Annotated in this window: 18 protein-coding genes; 9 read left to right on the top strand and 9 right to left on the bottom strand. The window is 55.1% G+C overall.

Annotated features, from left to right (window positions below):
* Window positions 1-21 precede the first annotated feature (21 nt).
* A complete protein-coding gene (locus tag KHO07_RS23245; RefSeq protein WP_150732065.1) occupies window positions 22-1,023 on the top strand; it encodes a PleD family two-component system response regulator in 1,002 nt (333 codons plus the stop codon).
* Window positions 1,024-1,236: 213 nt separating this feature from the next.
* Here KHO07_RS23245 and KHO07_RS23240 read toward each other — a convergent pair whose 3' ends face one another.
* The 5 genes from KHO07_RS23240 to KHO07_RS23220 are packed head-to-tail and all read right to left on the bottom strand — an operon-like array spanning window position 1,237 to window position 4,611.
* Entirely contained in the window at window positions 1,237-1,401 is a 165-nt protein-coding gene (locus KHO07_RS23240) for a rubredoxin (protein WP_212625649.1), read from the bottom strand.
* A gap of 18 nt (window positions 1,402-1,419) precedes the next feature.
* Window positions 1,420-1,758 carry a hypothetical protein gene (locus KHO07_RS23235; RefSeq protein ID WP_212627680.1) on the bottom strand — a complete coding sequence of 113 codons (339 nt, stop codon included), beginning with the start codon at window positions 1,756-1,758 and terminating at the stop codon, window positions 1,420-1,422.
* 20 nt (window positions 1,759-1,778) lie between these two features.
* Window positions 1,779-2,486 (bottom strand): hypothetical protein, encoded by a 708-nt coding sequence (locus KHO07_RS23230; RefSeq protein ID WP_244858244.1) that lies wholly within the window; start codon window positions 2,484-2,486, stop codon window positions 1,779-1,781.
* 20 nt (window positions 2,487-2,506) lie between these two features.
* Window positions 2,507-3,241 (bottom strand): ferritin-like domain-containing protein, encoded by a 735-nt coding sequence (locus tag KHO07_RS23225; protein ID WP_212625648.1) that lies wholly within the window; start codon window positions 3,239-3,241, stop codon window positions 2,507-2,509.
* A 23-nt stretch (window positions 3,242-3,264) separates the two neighbouring features.
* Window positions 3,265-4,611, bottom strand: coding sequence for a saccharopine dehydrogenase C-terminal domain-containing protein (locus KHO07_RS23220; protein ID WP_212625647.1), 1,347 nt, complete (start codon window positions 4,609-4,611; stop codon window positions 3,265-3,267).
* Window positions 4,612-5,337: 726 nt separating this feature from the next.
* Here KHO07_RS23220 and prfB point away from each other — a divergent pair.
* The 7 genes from prfB (at window position 5,338) to KHO07_RS23185 (ending at window position 12,160) form a co-directional block, all read left to right on the top strand.
* Window positions 5,338-6,433, top strand: a protein-coding gene (prfB, locus tag KHO07_RS23215) for a peptide chain release factor 2 (RefSeq protein ID WP_139315765.1) whose coding sequence is annotated in 2 segments (ribosomal slippage) — window positions 5,338-5,409 and window positions 5,411-6,433 — 1,095 coding nt in all. Because the reading frame shifts where the segments join, the coding sequence is not laid out codon by codon here.
* A gap of 95 nt (window positions 6,434-6,528) precedes the next feature.
* Entirely contained in the window at window positions 6,529-8,031 is a 1,503-nt protein-coding gene (gene lysS, locus KHO07_RS23210; RefSeq protein WP_150732066.1) for a lysine--tRNA ligase, read from the top strand.
* A 112-nt stretch (window positions 8,032-8,143) separates the two neighbouring features.
* Window positions 8,144-8,848 (top strand): TetR family transcriptional regulator, encoded by a 705-nt coding sequence (locus KHO07_RS23205; RefSeq protein WP_150732455.1) that lies wholly within the window; start codon window positions 8,144-8,146, stop codon window positions 8,846-8,848.
* Between the two features lie 71 nt (window positions 8,849-8,919).
* Complete coding sequence (locus KHO07_RS23200) at window positions 8,920-9,474, top strand: hypothetical protein (RefSeq protein WP_212625646.1); 555 nt, start codon at window positions 8,920-8,922, stop codon at window positions 9,472-9,474.
* Window positions 9,475-9,508: 34 nt separating this feature from the next.
* Window positions 9,509-10,786, top strand: coding sequence for a flavohemoglobin expression-modulating QEGLA motif protein (locus KHO07_RS23195; protein WP_150732068.1), 1,278 nt, complete (start codon window positions 9,509-9,511; stop codon window positions 10,784-10,786).
* A 133-nt stretch (window positions 10,787-10,919) separates the two neighbouring features.
* On the top strand, window positions 10,920-11,834 hold the full coding sequence (locus KHO07_RS23190; RefSeq protein ID WP_212625645.1) for an alpha/beta hydrolase: 915 nt from the start codon (window positions 10,920-10,922) through the stop codon (window positions 11,832-11,834).
* On the top strand, window positions 11,831-12,160 hold the full coding sequence (locus KHO07_RS23185; RefSeq protein WP_150732070.1) for a hypothetical protein: 330 nt from the start codon (window positions 11,831-11,833) through the stop codon (window positions 12,158-12,160). Before KHO07_RS23190 ends, KHO07_RS23185 begins: the two co-directional genes overlap by 4 nt.
* 63 nt (window positions 12,161-12,223) lie before the next feature.
* On the opposite strand, the gene KHO07_RS23180 is transcribed toward KHO07_RS23185, so the two are convergent.
* The 4 genes from KHO07_RS23180 to KHO07_RS23165 form a co-directional block, all read right to left on the bottom strand.
* Window positions 12,224-13,657 (bottom strand): transposase, encoded by a 1,434-nt coding sequence (locus KHO07_RS23180; protein WP_212625644.1) that lies wholly within the window; start codon window positions 13,655-13,657, stop codon window positions 12,224-12,226.
* 155 nt (window positions 13,658-13,812) lie between these two features.
* A complete protein-coding gene (locus tag KHO07_RS23175) occupies window positions 13,813-14,604 on the bottom strand; it encodes an OmpA family protein (protein WP_212625643.1) in 792 nt (263 codons plus the stop codon).
* A gap of 45 nt (window positions 14,605-14,649) precedes the next feature.
* Complete coding sequence (locus tag KHO07_RS23170) at window positions 14,650-15,063, bottom strand: DUF4398 domain-containing protein (RefSeq protein ID WP_212625642.1); 414 nt, start codon at window positions 15,061-15,063, stop codon at window positions 14,650-14,652.
* Window positions 15,064-15,436: 373 nt separating this feature from the next.
* Window positions 15,437-15,781 carry a hypothetical protein gene (locus tag KHO07_RS23165; protein WP_056856277.1) on the bottom strand — a complete coding sequence of 115 codons (345 nt, stop codon included), beginning with the start codon at window positions 15,779-15,781 and terminating at the stop codon, window positions 15,437-15,439.
* 202 nt (window positions 15,782-15,983) lie between these two features.
* Between KHO07_RS23165 and ppc the strand changes: the two genes are divergently transcribed.
* Window positions 15,984-18,614, top strand: coding sequence for a phosphoenolpyruvate carboxylase (ppc, locus tag KHO07_RS23160; protein ID WP_212625641.1), 2,631 nt, complete (start codon window positions 15,984-15,986; stop codon window positions 18,612-18,614).
* The last annotated feature ends 56 nt before the right edge of the window (window positions 18,615-18,670 follow it).

Raw genomic sequence — 18,670 nt, 5'->3', positions numbered from 1 at the left:
GCAGTATTCAGGTGAACGCACATGAATGAATTACAGCTCGACGACTTCAAGACTGACGAAAATGCCGCCATGGTGTTGTTGGTGGACGATCAGGCGATGATCGGCGAGGCGGTAAGGCGCGGTTTGTCGAACGAAGAAAACATCGATTTCCACTTCTGCGCCGACCCGCACCAGGCCATCGCCCATGCGGTGCGCATCAAGCCTACGGTGATCCTGCAGGATCTGGTCATGCCTGGCCTGGACGGCCTCAGCCTGGTGCGTGAATACCGCAATCATCCGGCGACCAAGGACATTCCGATCATCGTCCTGTCTACCAAGGAAGACCCGCTGATCAAGAGCGCAGCGTTCGCCGCCGGGGCCAACGATTATCTGGTCAAGCTGCCGGACAACATCGAACTGGTGGCGCGCATTCGCTATCACTCGCGCTCCTACATGACCCTGTTGCAACGGGATGCGGCTTACCGTGCGTTGCGGGTCAGCCAGCAGCAGTTGCTCGACACCAACCTGGTGCTGCAACGCCTGATGAACTCCGATGGCCTGACAGGGCTGTCGAACCGTCGGCATTTCGATGAGTACATGGAACTTGAATGGCGGCGTTCGCTGCGTGAGCAGAGCCAGTTGTCGTTGCTGATGATCGACGTGGATTACTTCAAAACCTACAACGACAGTTTCGGCCACCTGGAAGGCGATGAAGCCCTGCGCAAGGTTGCTGCGGCGATCCGTGATGCGAGCGCCCGACCGTCGGACCTGCCGGCGCGTTACGGCGGCGAAGAGTTCGCCCTGGTGCTGCCCAATACGTCCCAGGGCGGGGCGCGGCTGGTGGCGGAAAAACTGCGCATGACCGTGGAAGCCTTGAAGATCCCGCACAATTCGCCAACCGAAGGCTCGAGCCTGACCATCAGCATCGGGCTGGCCACTGTCACGCCGACAGCGGGCAGCAACTGCCGGGAACTGATCCTGGCGGCGGACAAGGGGCTGTATCTGGCGAAACACAATGGGCGTAATCAGGTCGGTATCGGGTGACGCAACACTGTGCATGAGATTTGACTAAAGAAACTTGTTGCATGATTTACGAGGTTTTTTGTACGGATAGTCGCTCCATGCAATTGTTGGTTGTTATTTAAGAGTGTTGGCAGGTTTGCTTTCGAGTGTCTGAAGATAATAATTTCAGCTATTCATAAAGCTTTAAGGGTGGTGTCGTGCTAATAAATGAAGCGAATTTCACAATGGGTTTTCTTATTCAAAATCTTCTTTTGGCATCTGACAATCTGGGCATAACCAATCTTCGGGCAGATCGTCCCAAGGCGTGCCTGGTGGTATCCCATTCTCAGGATCGCCCAGAGCGGGATCATATTCATAGCCGCAAATAGTGCAACTCATTATTTTTTCTTTGTTTGACATGGCTTTTCCTGATGGTGGTTAAAGTGTGACGGTGGCGATCAAACCAGTTGCTCCTAAGATGAAACCAATTAGAGCGCCTCTTTCGGGTAACTCCTTTAGCATTGCGTATATTACAATTGGTTCAAGAATAAGAAGGAGCGTCAAGGAAGCAACAGTTACTACCCAGATGTTTCCGGTTGCTTGATATCCTAGCCAGTACGCAAAGACTAGGCTTATACCAGCAAGGCTGATAAGGAAGATAGGTTTTACAAATATTAAAGGGGTTTCCAGTGAACGGTCGGGAAGCTTGGAGGCGTATACTTCGCTATAAATCGTTAGTATCTCACCGAAAATCATCAATACTAAGGAGGCAGCCATGTAGTAGTGGTTTTTCATTTTTAACCTTTAGCTAGTATGGATAAAATGTCATTTACTACAGGGTCTCCGAGTTCGCTTGGTTTTAGCAAAAAGTGAGGGCCGTCGTGATCAAAAAGAAATGTGTTCTGATAGGGCATGTTTTCAAGCTTGGCAATGCTGTGGAGTATGTCTTCGGCTTTATGTAGTTTTGAGGAATGTTTGTGTTTTAGTATTTTTATTGCATTCCCGAAGTGTATGGCCTCGTCCGCAATCAGATTTTTAATCCATGTGTTGAAGTTGTTGTGCCCGAATTCATTGTAGAATGTGTCTTTTTTATATGTTTTGACTGACGTGTATTCGTCGTAAGCCAATAGAAGTAGTAGGTTGAATTCGCTTGTAAATATTTCTTGTAGTTGGTCGAAATTCCCGGTTCTTGTTTTTAGTTGATCTATCAGCTCTTCCTCGGTTGAGCCAAATAAAAGGCGAATAAGCTCAAAAAAACCGTCGGAATGATTTTTTTCATCTGCAAACCACAGGTCGAGATACTGGACGAAGTATGGCGAGAATCCTGCTCTCTGTTGGTGTAAGTTATGATAAAGATTGATGGCGTCATACTCGGAGAATAAGTCTGACATAAAGAAATCCTTGTACTTTAAGTCAATTCCAGGGTTTGTCCATTCGCTACTGGATATTTCATTGAAAAGTTCTCTTGAGCTCCAGTGTCTTTTTTTTAGGAAAGATGGGTTCATTTTTTCTCCTGTAGCCCGGTTTATGAGTTTATTTTTTTTATGATGGTGGGGATTATGGAATCTCTGATTTCTTGTTTTTGAATAGGGAAATCTGGCGTGTTGTGGTCTAGAACAAAGGTTCCAGAGTAGTTTGGTTTTTCGAAGTCTATAGCAAAGATTTCTTCCAGGATTGAAGCGGTTTCATTAATCCTCTCGGGGAATGATTTTTTGGCTTTTTCGATAAAAGAGAAGAAGTGATTGATTTCATCTTTTTTTGTTTTTCTGATCCAGTTCGAAAGTTGTGGAGATTCGAATTTATCGTACTTCTCTATGCTGCGGTGGTAAACATGTGTGGTAATAATTTCGTCGTAGGCCAGCATAATGAGAAGTTTGAATGTGTCATCGGTTATTGAGTCGATTGCACTGAAATCTGGGTTTCTAATTTCGGCCTCCAGAGTAACTTGATCAAGGGAGATGCCTGTGAATGATGAATAGATCAGAGCAAAACCATAGGCATGGTCAATTTCGTCCCTAAGCCAAGGGTTTAGTACTCCAACTAGTGACGGAAAGTAAGTCGGGTATTTGGTCTTTAAATGCCAATAAAGTCGTCGTGCATCGTACTCAGTAATTATTGAGTCGAATAGTATTTCCTTCCATTCAGTGCGTTCGATACTGCTTAATTTTGTATCAGGGAATCGGAAGTTTGCGAGTACCACGGCAGCATCCGGGGTCGAACGGGGGGGGATTCTGGTTTCTATCGTTCTTGTAGTGTTCATAGTGTTTAACTTCCATTGTTCTATCAGTTTTTCTGGTGCACCCTAAAATTATGAAATTGTAGAGTGTCGCTGCAGTTTGGGCGCCAGTCAGTTTCTTGGATAATTATTGGCTGCCAGTACGGCTCTACGAAGTCGTAGATGTATTCCCAATCTAGACTTTCGGATTCTAGAACCCCGGATTCTGAATTTTTCTCGGCCCACTTCATGCCGGCCACAATGCTTGATGTGACTTGTAAGCTCGTCGCACTGTTGTGTTTTGCCATTTTTCTTGCCTTGCCTATTGAAAGATTTGAACCGAGCCAAAGTGATTTGTATTTTTTGCTGATGAGAAAAATGCCGAGCTCGTCGATGCCGGAAACTATATCGTCTTTCATTATTTCCTTTGATTCGATCTGATCTTCACTCCCACTCCAAAGCAAATGCATTGAATCTACTGCTTGGTCGCAAGGATGATATGCGTAGTATACGGTTGGTCGATATTTTGGCGCTGGCGGGGTGTCTGAAGTTAAATATTCGGCGATTGATAGCGATTCATTATGTGTTAGTAGATATGCGTTGAATTCTAAGTAGTTGGGAGACCAGCTTTTTACGATGACATTTCGGCCTTGCTCAATCAGTTCGAGTGAGTATCCGTTGTTCTTGGCGTTCAATGGGGTTTCTACTTCGTGAGATCCCCAGCCCAGCTCCGACGGTTGCAAGCACTCTGTAATCAGTCCGTCCACAGACCACGTGCAGAAAAAGCTATTTGGTGCGCGTTTTTTGGACGAGGTTTGTGTGTCTCGTTCTGATATTTGTATGATCTGTAATTCTAAGCGTTCTGATAGCTTGGCCCACTCAGGTTGTGTTGTTGGTTGTTCATGCATTCCATTTTTTAGTGCCATTTCAAGCATTGCTTTTTTTAGCAATATAGATATAAAACCAGGATTTGCTCCGTGTCCAACAATTGCTGTTGTTTTGCTGGTCTGGGTTTGCGCATATTGCTTCAGGCTTTCCCTTAGCGAGTGATTACTTTTTAAGTTTTTTTTGTTGTTCTGATTTGCGTACTCCCATGGCTCTATGCACGTGTCTAAGTATAGTGTGTTGAATCGCTGGGCTAGACTTATCAGCGCTAAGCTGGAAACAGATACCGCCAGATTCAAGAGGAAGCTGTTGTCGCTTAATAATGGTGACAAAACACCTTGGAAGTTATTTTTGGTTATCAGTTTTTTGTTTAATGTTGCAGAATACTCGCTTGCGATGTTTTTTCGAGTTGTGTCGATTTCTTTGTCGAAGATAATTATTTCTGAGTTGTAATTCTCTGAAAGTAACGGTAGCAAGGCTTGGGCGATACTTCCAAAGCCTATAATTATTATTCTGTCGATTTTTTTCATGGTAGTCCTTTAATTAGTAAGTTGAGGTGACATATCCATGTTTTTCGGTGGTGCTGTAACTTGCTTGGGTTTCTGATGGTTAAGGTTTTCGAAGGTGGTGTTAGTAAAATGTTGGTGGTTTTTTTTGTGTTGCATAGTTATAGGGAAAGCAGGTGCATTGCGCAATTGCCAATTAAGTAGGAATGATCCGTTATTTTTGAGGTCATTTTCCTACAGATCGGTCCAGGTCTTAATCTTGTTGTTGATTAGTACTCTGGGAGATGTTTACGGCATCATCCTCAAGGACGTGTTGTTTACAGCCTTGGCAGTTGCGCGAGCCATACCGCTGCGCGACAGCGGTGCTATAGAGCAAACTGGCTGGTTGTAGATCCAGCAGGCCATCAGAATCACACTGTCGGCGGATTACTGGGTCGTGAATGCTTGTGTGCATGTACAGCCCCGCAACCAAGCCCTCTAATTGGCTTCACCAAGCATTTGCATCTACTCAGAGGCCCCGGCCATGGTTGAGTCTCCAGTCTAGGGCGCCTTTTTGGGAGTCGAGCCGGTCAAAGACGCACAGTGGCATCACTGAAAGGCATGAGCAGGGCGATGGCAGCGTTAATGGTCAGTGTGAGGCAGGAAAAACTGAAACCATTCGCCGGTATACCCGCGATACGGGCTGCCGGGACCGCTTGGTTACGTTATACTCGCCGGCTTTCAAAAGTTCGCCAACGAGTGCTGCCCGTCATGGAAATCAACCCGATCCTTAACACCATCAAGGACCTGTCCGAGCGCTCCGAAACCATTCGGGGGTATCTTTGACTACGATCAAAAGCATGAGCGTCTGACCGAGGTCAATCGCGAGCTTGAAGATCCGAGTGTCTGGAACAAACCTGAGTACGCCCAGGAGCTGGGCCGCGAGCGCTCTGCGCTGGCGCAGATCGTCGAAACCCTCGACGAACTGACTGCCGGCCTGGCCGATTGCCGCGACCTGCTGGACATGGCTGTCGAAGAAAATGACGAAGGCGCGGTCGGTGATGTCGTCGCCGAGCTGGCCCGTCTCGAGGAAAACCTCGCCAAGCTTGAATTCCGCCGCATGTTCAGCCACGAAATGGACCCGAACAACGCCTACCTGGACATCCAGGCCGGCTCCGGCGGCACCGAAGCCCAGGACTGGGCCAACATCCTGTTGCGCATGTACCTGCGCTGGGCTGACAAACGCGGTTTCGACGCGACCATCATGGAACTGTCCGCCGGTGAAGTCGCCGGGATCAAGGGCGCCACCGTGCACATCAAGGGCGAATACGCCTTTGGCTGGCTGCGTACCGAGATCGGTGTACACCGTCTGGTGCGCAAGAGCCCGTTCGACTCCGGCAACCGTCGCCACACGTCTTTCTCGGCGGTGTTCGTTTCCCCCGAGATCGATGACAAGGTGGAAATCGAAATCAACCCGGCAGACCTGCGGATCGACACCTATCGTTCCTCCGGTGCCGGTGGTCAGCACGTAAACACCACCGACTCGGCCGTACGTATTACTCACGTACCGACCAACACCGTGGTCAGCTGCCAGAACGAACGTTCCCAGCACGCCAACAAGGACACCGCCATGAAAATGCTGCGGGCCAAGTTGTATGAGCAGGAAATGCAGAAGCGCAACGCCGCGTCCCAGGCGCTGGAAGACACCAAGTCCGATATCGGCTGGGGTCACCAGATCCGTTCGTACGTGCTGGATGCCTCGCGGATCAAGGATCTGCGTACCAACATCGAACGCAGCGACTGCGACAAGGTGCTCGATGGCGACATCGACGAGTACCTGGAAGCCAGCCTGAAGTCCGGGCTGTAAGCTACTGACTCACCGCGATCCCCTGTAGGAGCCGGCTTGCCGGCGATCCCCGGCCGCAGGCCGGGGGCAACGAACCAGATGGAATATTTAAAGACATGAGCGACCTAGAACTCGACCCGCAAGCCCTGCAACAGGAAGAAAACTCCCTGATCGCCCTGCGCAAGGAAAAGCTTGCTGCCGAGCGCGCCAAGGGCAACGCCTTCCCGAACGACTTCCGCCGCGAAAACTACTGCGATGCCTTGCAGAAACAGTACGCGGACAAGACCAAGGAAGAGCTGGCAGAGGCTGCGATCCCGGTCAAGGTTGCCGGTCGCATCATGCTCAACCGTGGCTCGTTCATGGTGATCCAGGACATGACCGGTCGCATTCAGGTCTACGTCAACCGCAAGACCCTGTCCGAAGAAACCCTGGCCGCGGTGAAAACCTGGGACATGGGCGACATCATTGCCGCCGAAGGCACCCTGGCCCGTTCCGGCAAGGGCGACCTGTACGTTGAAATGACCAGCGTGCGCCTGCTGACCAAATCCCTGCGCCCGCTGCCGGACAAGCACCACGGCCTGACCGACACCGAACAGCGCTATCGCCAGCGTTACGTTGACCTGATCGTCAACGAAGACGTGCGCCAGACCTTCCGCGTGCGTTCGCAAGTTATCGCCCACATCCGCAGCTTCCTGATGAAGCGTGACTTCCTGGAAGTGGAAACGCCGATGCTGCAAACCATCCCGGGCGGCGCGGCAGCCAAGCCGTTCGAAACCCACCACAACGCGCTGGACATGGAAATGTTCCTGCGTATCGCGCCTGAGCTGTACCTCAAGCGCCTCGTTGTCGGCGGCTTCGAGAAAGTGTTCGAGATCAACCGCAACTTCCGTAACGAAGGCGTTTCGACTCGTCACAACCCTGAATTCACCATGTTGGAGTTCTACCAGGCCTACGCCGACTACGAAGACAACATGGACCTGACCGAAGAACTGTTCCGTGAGCTGGCGCAGCTGGTTCTGGGCAGCACCGACGTGCCGTACGGCGACAAGGTGTTCCACTTCGGCGAGCCGTTCGTGCGTCTGTCGGTGTTCGACTCGATCCTCAAGTACAACCCTGAGCTGACCGCTGACGACCTGAACGACATCGACAAGGCCCGTGCCATCGCCAAGAAAGCCGGCGCCAAGGTGCTGGGCTTCGAAGGTTTGGGCAAGCTGCAGGTGATGATTTTCGAAGAGCTGGTCGAGCACAAGCTGGAACAGCCGCATTTCATCACCCAGTACCCGTTCGAAGTGTCGCCGCTGGCCCGTCGCAACGACGACAACCCGAACGTCACCGACCGCTTCGAGTTGTTCATCGGTGGCCGTGAAATCGCCAACGCCTACTCCGAGTTGAACGACGCGGAAGACCAGGCCGAGCGCTTCATGGCGCAGGTGGCCGACAAGGACGCCGGCGACGACGAAGCCATGCACTACGACGCCGACTTCGTTCGTGCGCTGGAGTACGGCATGCCGCCGACCGCGGGTGAAGGCATCGGTATCGACCGTCTGGTGATGTTGCTGACCAATTCCCCGTCGATCCGCGACGTGATCCTGTTCCCGCACATGCGGCCGCAAGCGTAAGTGTTTCAATTAAAAAGCCGCCGTTCAGGCGGCTTTTTATTGCCTGTCTGGTACAAACGTATCAAATGGTTACTTTAGAAGTGAGAGAGGAGTTCCTGCCGTGAACGGTGTAATGGCTCAAGAAGGTGCGGCGGGCATCGCCACTGCGGTCGCTGAAAGCGTTCAGTACCAGGGGCGCAAGGCCAGCCGACAGGGCAGCGAACAGCGTCGACAGGACATTCTCGATGCCGCGATGCGCATTGTCGTGCGTGACGGTGTGCGGGGCGTCAGGCACCGTGCCGTGGCGGCCGAGGCTGGAGTGCCGTTGTCGGCAACCACCTACTATTTCAAGGATATCGATGACCTGCTCACCGATACCTTCGCTCAATACGTGGAACGCAGTGCGGCCTACATGGCCAAGCTGTGGGTGAACAATGAGGGCCTGCTGCGCGAAATGATCGCCCGTGGCGACGGCAGCCCCCAGGCGCGTTCGACACTGGCTGACGACATTGCCCGACTGATGGCGGACTATGTTCACCGGCAATTGATCACCCGTCGTGAGCATTTGATGGCCGAGCAGGCGTTCCGTCAGGAAGCGCTGTTGAACCCGCGCCTGGCGGTGTTGGTGCGCTCGCATCAGCAGATCCTGTTGCAGGGTTCTTGCCAGCTTTTTCAGGTTTTGGGTTCCCGCGAGCCACAACAGGATGCCAAAGTGTTGACGTCTATAATCGGACGGATGGAATATCAGGGCCTGCTCAACGACGCCGAACCGGTCGCCGAAGAGGAAATGCTCGGCATACTGACGCGTTATATGCATTTGGTGCTGGCGTCGGTTTAATCCCGTATGGGTGATGTCCCCACAGGGGCAATGGTCACTTGGGTGGCACGTGTGTCGATAGGGAGTTTTGAATGAAAGCCTGGCGCGTCGTTGTGATCGCCTTGTCGTTCCTGTTGCTCAGTGGCTGTCTGGTGACTTTCAAGGAACCGCTGCCCTCGAGCGAGCCTGCGCCCAAAGGGTTGCTTGGCAAATGGACCAGCACCAACGCCTGGGGTGAGCCGGTCAACCTTGAACTGACGCGCATCGGCGACAATCGCTATCAGGCAGTCAGCTACTTCCGGGCCAAGCCCCGGGAACGCGAAGCCTATCCTTTCACCGTGTCGCGCCACGGCAATCGCTGGTATCTCTCAGGGAAAGTGCCGGCGCAGTTCGGTGGCAACTTCACCATTGCCGGCTTTGAAATCACCGACAAACACGAGTTGGTGGTCTACAACCTCGATCTTGAACAGATCAGGCAGGCACTCCAGCAAAAAGCCTTGAACGGTCAGGTCTTCCAGACTGACGATGGCGATGGCGTGCTGATCGAAAACAGCATGGACCAGGTATCCGCCTATCTTGATGACCCGGCCAACTCCGATGTGTTCGTCGAAGTGGTGCGCTACCAGCGCCAGGCCAAAGCCAAATAAACCCAGCACATAAAGGTTTCTACAGGAGTTTCGGGTGGACGATTACCAGCAGTCGATACGCATTTTGTCCGATCGCATTGTGCTGGCGCAGACGCCGATCCGCGTGCTCGACGCGGTCAAATGGGACGAAAATATTCGCAAGGGTTTCCTCAAGGCCAAAGGCAAGGAAATGCCGGCGGTGGACCGTGACTACTATCTCAACCGGCCGCTCGCCTTCGATTCCAGCAAAGTGAAGCTGGAGTTCCAGAACATCGAGCGCGACATCACCCGCCAGCTCGGTCAGTTCAACCCGGTTGGGCAAATCATGCGCCGCATGTGCAAGGAATACCGCATGGTGGTGCGCATGCTCGAAGCGCGCGGCACCGAGGATTTCGGCCTGATTTCCCAAGAGTTGTACGGCGCCGCGTCCGATGCGTTCCATGCCGGCGACCCGACGCTGTCCGACCTGGGCATGATGTTGTCCGAATACCTGAATAATATCGACGGCCGTGGCGATCTGAAGGATGAGCCTAAGACCCTGACGGCCAAGGACGCCGTCCACCTGCTGCAAACCCGCTTGAACAAAGTGTTTGGCGAAGCCGAGGAAACCATCCGGGTGTTCGAGTCCGACGGCATCGTCGCCGACGCGGCGGCGGGCGCCGACTACATCAAGATCCGCACCGACGCGATGTTCAACGAGCGTGACGTGCGTGCCCTGGAAGTCCATGAAGGCCTGGTGCACGTCGGCACCACGCTCAACGGCTTGAACCAGCCGATCTGCACCTTCCTGGCCAAAGGCCCGCCCTCATCGACGGTGACCCAGGAAGGCCTGGCGATCCTGATGGAAATCATCACCTTCGCCTCCTACCCTAGCCGCCTGCGCAAACTGACCAACCGCACCCGCGCGATCCACATGGTGGAGGAGGGCGCGGACTTCCTGCAGGTGTTCGAGTTCTTCCGCGAGCAAGGCTTCGAAATGGCCGAGAGTTACAGCAACGCCAGCCGCGTTTTCCGTGGCTCGGTGCCGACAGGTCTGCCATTTACCAAAGACTTGTCCTACCTCAAAGGCTTCATCATGATTTACAACTACATTCAGCTGGCGGTGCGCAAAGGCAAGCTGGAGCAGATTCCGTTGTTGTTCTGCGGCAAGACCACGCTGGAAGACATGCGCACGTTGCGCCAATTGGTAGATGAAGGATTGGTGGTGCCGCCCAAGTACTTGCCGGAACAGTTCCGCGACATGAACGCGTTGTCGGCGTGGATGTGCTTCTCGAACTTCCTCAATCACCTGAGCCTGGACCGGATCGAGGCGGATTACTCCAACATTTTGTGAACAACAAGCCCCCTGTGAGAGCGATGGCGTCATGACACTTAACATGGATGTTGGCTGAACCACCGCTATCGCGAGCAAGCTCGCTCCTACAGGGCTATGTGTTCCAACCCCATTTTTCGCGAGGTTTCACCGGATGAGAATCCTCGGCATCCTTTGCCTTCTGCTGGCCCTTGGCGGTTGCAGCTCATTGCTGTTCTACCCCGAACCCGGCCAATTGTTCACCCCGGAAAAAGCCAGGCTCGAATACCGCGAAGTCACCTTGATCACTGCCGACGGCCTCAAGCTGAACGCCTGGTGGCTGCCGGCGAAAGCGGGTGTCGAGGTCAAAGGCACGGTGCTGCACTTGCACGGCAACGGCGGCAATCTGCCGATGCACTTGGGCGGCAGCTATTGGTTGCCGGAGCAGGGCTATCAAGTGCTGTTGATGGACTATCGCGGTTACGGCTTGTCCGAAGGCAAACCGAGCCTGCCGGACATCTACCAGGACATCGACGCCGCGTTCAAATGGCTCGATCAGGCCCCCGAGGTCAAGGGCAAGCCGATGATCCTCCTTGGCCAGAGTCTCGGCGGGTCAATGGCCGTGCACTACCTCGTGCAACATCCCGAACGACAGAAGCAGCTCAAGGCTTTTGTCATGGATGGGGTGCCCGCCAGCTACCGCAGCGTCGGTCAATTTGCGTTGAGTCATTCGTGGGTGTTCTGGACGTTCCAGGTGCCGCTGTCCTGGCTGGTGCCGGACGGTGACAGCGCGATCAACTCCATCGACCAGCTCAATGGTGTACCGAAACTGATCTTCCACAGCATCGACGATCCGATCGTGCCTCTTTCCAACGGCATCCGACTGTATCAAGCTGCGCCGCCGCCCCGGGTCCTGCAACTGACGCGGGGCGGGCATGTGCAGACATTCGCCGACCCGGTCTGGCGCAAAGTCATGCTGCGCTATCTCGAAGACCCGCAGCATTTCAATGGCCTGCGCCGCCTGGCTGAAATTCCCAATTACCCGGCAGCCAAGCCTTCAGAAACCGAACCACCAGAGAGCCCGCAATGAGTGAAGAACGTAACGCCATCCCGCTGATCATCACCGGTATCTGCAGCATCCTCGGCACCGTCGGCGCCCTGTGGTGGTACGGCTACCTGCACTTTGCCAAGCCTGAGGATGCGTTGCTGCTCAACGAATTCACCATGCTCAAGACCGTGCCGGGCGAAGACTACAAAGTCTCCCTGGAACCGGCCGCGCAAGTGGCGCAGTGCATCGATGGCGTGCTGGTGCTGTTCGACACCGAACAGAAAGGCCTGACCGGCGTGTTGATCAACGACCGGAAAAAAGCCGTGCGTTGCATGGGCGAGGAAACGCCGCAGAAGCTGGAGCAGTAAATACAATTTCAGGGCATCCTCCCCTTTTCAAACATGGAAGAGGGGGAGGTCGCCAATTTCATTTCAGGGTGCGATGCCAAAATTACGGAAGCTGGCTAGCGATGCATTATTCCCGATCGTTTGCCATACTTGGCCATTGTAGTTAGCAGGTGGCAAATCCGGTAATTTTGCTTGCCACTTACCTGTGGCATCAGCGACCTCTTTTACATCTTTCCAGTTATTGCCCCCTGCTATTCTGTAAGAAACATTTATCAATGCACCTGGGCGACTCGTACCTGAAAAAGTGATCGGATTTTGAGCGGATGGTGCTCCCGCATCAGGTATTTGAATGGTGGGCGGCGTTAATGGCGCTACGCAATTAGGCAGGGTCTCGCCGTTCATGGCAACGGCAAGCATCGCTCCCGCATCTGCTGTAGTGCACACTTTGATGGTTACCCCTGCCGCTTCATCCTTCAGCGTTTTTTCTGCCATTAGAGTTGGATCACTCGTTGTGGCTGTTTCCGGTGTGCCATCAAGCTGAACGTTACTGACTATTCGGTCCATGGTCGTGTATCTCACCCAGACACCGTTTACTGAATTATCAGAGGCTGAAAAGTTATCGTAAGGAGGAGTAGGTTTGCGGTATTCAATCGAGATTTGCTGCGGGCCGCTGCTTGTTTTACGATCAATCAGATAAAGTTGAGGGCCGCTTCCTCCCAGCACTCCAAGACGATAAAGGCCAGACTGGCTGATAACACTGCTCTGTGAGGCATCCAGCCAGCCGGAATACAGTCGATAGTTTGCGGGGTAAAGAGAAGTAATATCATGTGGCCGTTGAACGGGATTGCCATAATCACCCGCACGGCTCGTGTCACAGTTAGCTGGGGCATTTACAGCATTGTCCACAACCTTGCAATTAATATAACTCCAAAAGCTCCCACCAAATGCTGGCTCATGACTATAGCCCAGGTTGTGCCCGAACTCGTGGGCCCATATATAATTTCGCCCATAGCGAGAAGGCCCCTCGCGAACCACAACTTTATATCCTGGCATTTGGCCTTGAGCGCCACCAATACCATTATCGTGAACGACCCAAAAGTAGTCGTATTGATTCGGCTCATAACCTTGGGCGCGCGCCGCCTCTTGTGCGGCGGCTATTTCACCGTTAAATCCATTCGGGGGCGGAGTCGAGGCGGGGAGGTCAACTTTTATTGTCGTCCCTTTAAGAGTCAGTTTGCCCATTGAGGCTTTTAGTAAATAGTCGCTTAGAGATCCCGGCTGACCAGAAAACGTTCCTTCGGAGAGAGCTTGCATGTTCAATTCGCGGTCGCCTGGCCACCGAGCCGCTACTAGCAATACAGTTTTTTCTCCGACAACTGGCCGTTGGTTGACGCCCACTAACGGCAGGGGTAAATCAGTAGGGATGGCATCATTGTCTAAATCTGAAGTAGGGCTCTGAGCGCATGCGATAAGCGGCGGAGACAAAAAAACTAATAAAATTCGGGCTTTCCATTTCATTATTTTTACTCGCTGTCTGGGAAATTGTCACAAGCCAATGTTCACTCCCATGCAGTGATTTGAATATTGTCATAATTGACAGTGGAGACAGGCGGTCATGAAAAAGCCCCACCTGATTAAGTCGGGCGGGGCTTTTGCGTTGTAGCGGATACTGCTTAGTGCACACTCACCGCCGAACGCGGAATTACCGGCTGGTTATCGTTGGAAATCGTCACTTCCACTCGACGGTTTTGCGCCCGGCCCGAGGTGCTGGTGTTATCTGCCACCGGGTATTCCTTGCCATAACCCTGAGCGACGATGCGGGTCGGGTCGACGCCCATCTTCACCAGCGCCATGCGCACAGAGCTGGCGCGACGTTCCGACAGCGACAGGTTGTGCGCCGCCGTACCGGTGCTGTCGGTGTAGCCCTCGACGATCGCTTTGCGATCGGGATTTTCCTGGAGGTACTGCGCCAGTTTGTTGATGTTCATCAGGCCGTTGGATTTCAGCTCGGCCTTGTCGGTGGCGAACAGCACATCACCGAAAGTCACCAGCGTGCCGCGATCGGTCTGCTTGGCATTGAGGCTGTCCTGCAGCTGTTTGATCTGTTGATCGCGAGCGTCGAGACGGGCCTGGGCACGTTGCGCCGAAGCGTTTTTCAGATTGGCTTCAGCGGTGCGCAGGGCAATGGTCTGCTTGGCGACTTCCACGCGCTGGTTGGTCAGGTAGGCCAGTTGATCGACCTTGGCCTGATCTTCCTTATCCAGATACGCCTTGTCGGCCTTGTCCAGATAGTCGCTCGCTTCCTTGGTTTCCAGTGCCGCGACTTTGCTCGCCTGCGGGTGGGCTTGCAGGCCGGTGTAGTTCGAGCGGGCCTGTTCAAGGTTGGCGTTGGGCGGCGTGGAACATGCAGCCAGGGCAACGCTGGCGGCCAGCAGAGCAGGGATCATCAAATGTTTGGAATTCATGGTGTCGTCCTTTTAGTCGTTTGAGAAGTACGTCATGCCACGCCGTTACTGAACGGTGCGCTGGCTTTCCTGACGCAGTTCCTGAACCCCTTTCTGAGAGTCCTTCACAGACTGTTCGGCTTTCATCGCCTGGGCTTTGCGCTCGGCTACGCGAGCATCCCACTCAGCCTGTTCGGCCAGGACTTTGGCCTGGTCGTACTTTTTGTCGTGCATGGCGATTTCGGCTTGTTTGAGCTTGTCTTGTGCCGCCTTCATTTCCACGGCCGCGAATTCGGTACCGCCCGCGCTGACGGCGCTATTGACCGCAGACTCGGTGACAGCGAATTGTTCGGTCGGTGGATTGCCGGCGCAACCGGCCAGCACAAGGCTGCCACCGATGGCCAGGGCAGCCATTTTCAGGCCATGTAACGGGGTAAACGAGGATTTGCCAGTTCTGGTTTTCATGGTCTTCAACTCCATTGGACTACTTCCTGAACAACGTGAACATCCATCCTGGGCAAGGAGCCGCAACCGTCATTTTCGGGTCGTTTTGAAACGGCCGTCCCAGGCTTGGTTACTTGGGTTGACCCGAGGCGTTTTTTGAAAGTTCAGAGAAATTAGCCAGCTATCGAAAAAAAACGTGATCGAGTCGACAGGGCTTTAGCTCGAAGATTTAAGAAAGGAAGAGCGGCATGCCGGACCTTTTGCAGGCCCAAACGCACGCGCTTTAGAGGTGAAATACAGGCCACTGTGGGAGCGGGCTTGCCCGCGAAAGCGTCGTCTCAGCCAACGCAAATGTTGAATGTAAAATCGCCATCGCGGGCAAGCCCGCTCCCACAGGTTCGGCGAGTATTCAGTGTTTTTGTTTGTCGTTACCGGCCGACAAATCGTGCAGATGGCGCCGCGAAAGGGCGAGAAAACGTGGTGTCGGGCCGATGTCTTCGTACAGCGGATCACCTTCCTCGTCGGTGGCTACCACCGTCGAGCCTTTCACATACGGGAAGCTCTTTTCGAGTTCTTCCAGGGCGGCGCCGATCAGCTCGCCAAGCAATTCTTCGGGATGCCGTTTGGGGTACATCTCGGTAATCGCCGCCAAGCGTGCGGCAGCTTCCACATCCAGGTGAATCGTGTAGCCGGTCTTGGTCAGGCGACCTTTGGCGTTTTCTTCCCAATGCTGGGCGAGTTCACGGATTTTCATAATGACCTCATTGCGCGCCTGCTCGTGGCAGGCCGGGAGAATATCCGGCGTTGGCCGGCGACAGCCTTTGTGCGGCTTACTGTTCAGACTAGCTTCAACGCACAAGGTTTAAAGGTCCTTCGTCGTCTTGCTTGTAAGAAGACCTCTGGAGCGGCACTCTTGGGTTTGCTGGCCGCCCGGATTCTTTGCTGGAGAACTGCTGATGACCGATATCGATGCACGCTTGCGCGAGGACGTTCACCTGTTGGGTGAACTGTTGGGCAACACCATTCGTGAACAGTACGGGGATGGCTTCCTCGACAAGATCGAGCAGATCCGCAAAGGCGCCAAGGCTGACCGTCGCGGCTCCATGGACGCCGAACTGAGCGCGAGCCTCAACCAGTTGACGGAAGATGAGTTGCTGCCGGTGGCGCGGGCGTTCAACCAGTTCCTTAACCTGGCCAACATCGCCGAGCAGTACCAGCTGATTCATCGTCGCGAAGAATCCCGACAGGCGCCGTTCGAGGCTCGGGTGTTGCCGGAGTTGCTCGCGCGATTGCGCGCCGAAGGCCACAGCGCCGAGTCACTGGCCCGGCAACTCGGGCGTCTGGAAATCGAACTGGTGCTGACCGCGCACCCGACCGAAGTCGCGCGCCGCACGCTGATCCAGAAATACGATGCCATCGCCGCGCAACTGGCCGCCCAGGATCACCGAGACCTGACCAGCGCCGAGCGCGAAAAGATCAAGTCGACCTTGCAGCGCCTGATCGCCGAAGCCTGGCACACCGAAGAAATCCGCCGCACGCGCCCGACACCGGTCGATGAAGCCAAGTGGGGTTTCGCGGTGATCGAGCATTCGCTGTGGCAGGCGATTCCCAATTACCTGCGCAAGGCTGACCAGGCACTGCACGCCGCCACCGGCTTGCGCTTGCCCCTGGAAGCCGCGCCGATTCGCTTCGCTTCGTGGATGGGCGGCGACCGTGACGGCAATCCCAACGTGACGGCAGCGGTGACCCGTGAAGTGCTGCTGTTGGCGCGCTGGATGGCCGCCGATTTGTACCTGCGCGATGTCGATCACCTTGCCGCCGAACTGTCGATGCAGCAGGCCAGCGACGAACTGAAGGCCAAGGCCGGTGACAGTGCCGAGCCTTACCGCGCGGTACTCAAGCAGCTGCGCGAACGCCTGCGCGCGACCCGCAATTGGGCGCACACGGCGCTGACCACGGCGACGCCGGCACCGGCCGACGTGCTGCAAAACAACCGCGAACTGCTTGATCCGCTGGAGCTGTGTTACCACTCGCTGCATCAGTGCGGCATGGGCGTGATCGCCGACGGGCCGCTGCTCGATTGCCTGCGCCGGGCAGTGACGTTCGGCCTTTTCCTGGTGCGGCTGGACGTGCGCCAGGACTCGTCGCGACATAGCGCCGCCATGACCGAAATCACCGATTACCTCGGTTTGGGCCGTTACGAGGATTGGAGCGAGGAAGCGCGCATCACCTTCCTGACCCGTGAACTGAACAACCGTCGGCCATTGCTGCCGCCCCACTACAAACCGTCCGCCGACACCGCCGAAGTGCTGGCGACCTGCCGGGAAATCGCCGCCGCTCCGGGTGCATCCCTGGGCTCGTACGTGATCTCCATGGCCGGTGCCGCTTCCGATGTGCTGGCGGTGCAACTGCTGCTCAAAGAGTCCGGCGTGTTGCGGCCGATGCGCGTGGTGCCCCTGTTCGAAACCCTCGCCGACCTCGACAACGCCGGCCCGGTGATTGAAAAACTGTTGCTGCTGCCGGGCTATCGCTCGCGCCTGCACGGACCGCAGGAAGTCATGATCGGTTACTCCGACTCGGCCAAGGACGCCGGCACCACGGCGGCAGCCTGGGCGCAGTATCGGGCGCAAGAGCGTTTGGTGGATATCTGCCGCGAACAACAAGTGGAACTGCTGTTGTTCCACGGTCGCGGCGGCACCGTGGGCCGTGGCGGTGGCCCGGCGCATGCGGCGATTCTGTCGCAGCCACCGGGCTCGGTGGCGGGGCGTTTCCGCACCACCGAGCAAGGGGAAATGATTCGTTTCAAATTCGGCCTGCCGGACATCGCCGAACAAAACCTCAATCTGTACCTGGCGGCGGTGCTCGAAGCGACCTTGCTGCCACCGCCGCCTCCAACGCCCGAATGGCGCCACTTGATGGACGAATTGGCCGCCGATGGGGTCAGCGCCTACCGCGCCGTGGTGCGGGAGAACCCGCAATTCGTCGAGTACTTCCGCCAGTCGACCCCGGAACAGGAATTGGGACGCTTGCCACTGGGCAGTCGTCCGGCCAAGCGCCGCGCCGGCGGGATCGAAAGCCTGCGGGCCATCCCGTGGATCTTCGGCTGGACCCAGACGCGCCTGATGCTGCCGGCCTGGCTCGGCTGGGAAGCGGCGCTAAGCAAGGCGCTGGAGCGAGGCGAGGGCGAGTTGCTGGGGCAGATGCGCGAGCAGTGGCCGTTCTTCCGCACCCGCATCGACATGCTGGAAATGGTCCTGGCCAAGGCCGACGCCGATATCGCGCAATCTTACGACGAGCGATTGGTCGAGCCGGACCTGCTGCCGTTGGGCGCGCACTTACGCGACCTATTGTCGCAGGCGTGCTCGATCGTGCTGGGGCTGACCGGTCAGTCGCAACTACTGGCACATAGCCCAGCCACCCTGGAATTCATCCGCTTGCGCAACACTTACCTCGACCCGCTTCATCTATTGCAGGCCGAGTTGCTGGCGCGTTCACGGCAACAGGATGTGGCGCAGGGCAGCCCGGTGGAGCAAGCGTTGCTGGTGTCTGTGGCGGGGATTGCCGCCGGTTTGCGAAATACCGGCTAAGGTTTTTGTCGTTGGCTGAGGCATCCGGAGCAAGTGCCGGATGCCGCCGCGCGCCG

Origin of the sequence: Pseudomonas sp. PP3 (assembly GCF_905336995.1) — a bacterium.
Taxonomy (GTDB): Bacteria; Pseudomonadota; Gammaproteobacteria; order Pseudomonadales; family Pseudomonadaceae; genus Aquipseudomonas; species Aquipseudomonas reinekei.
This window is presented reverse-complemented; position numbering and strand designations above follow the sequence as displayed.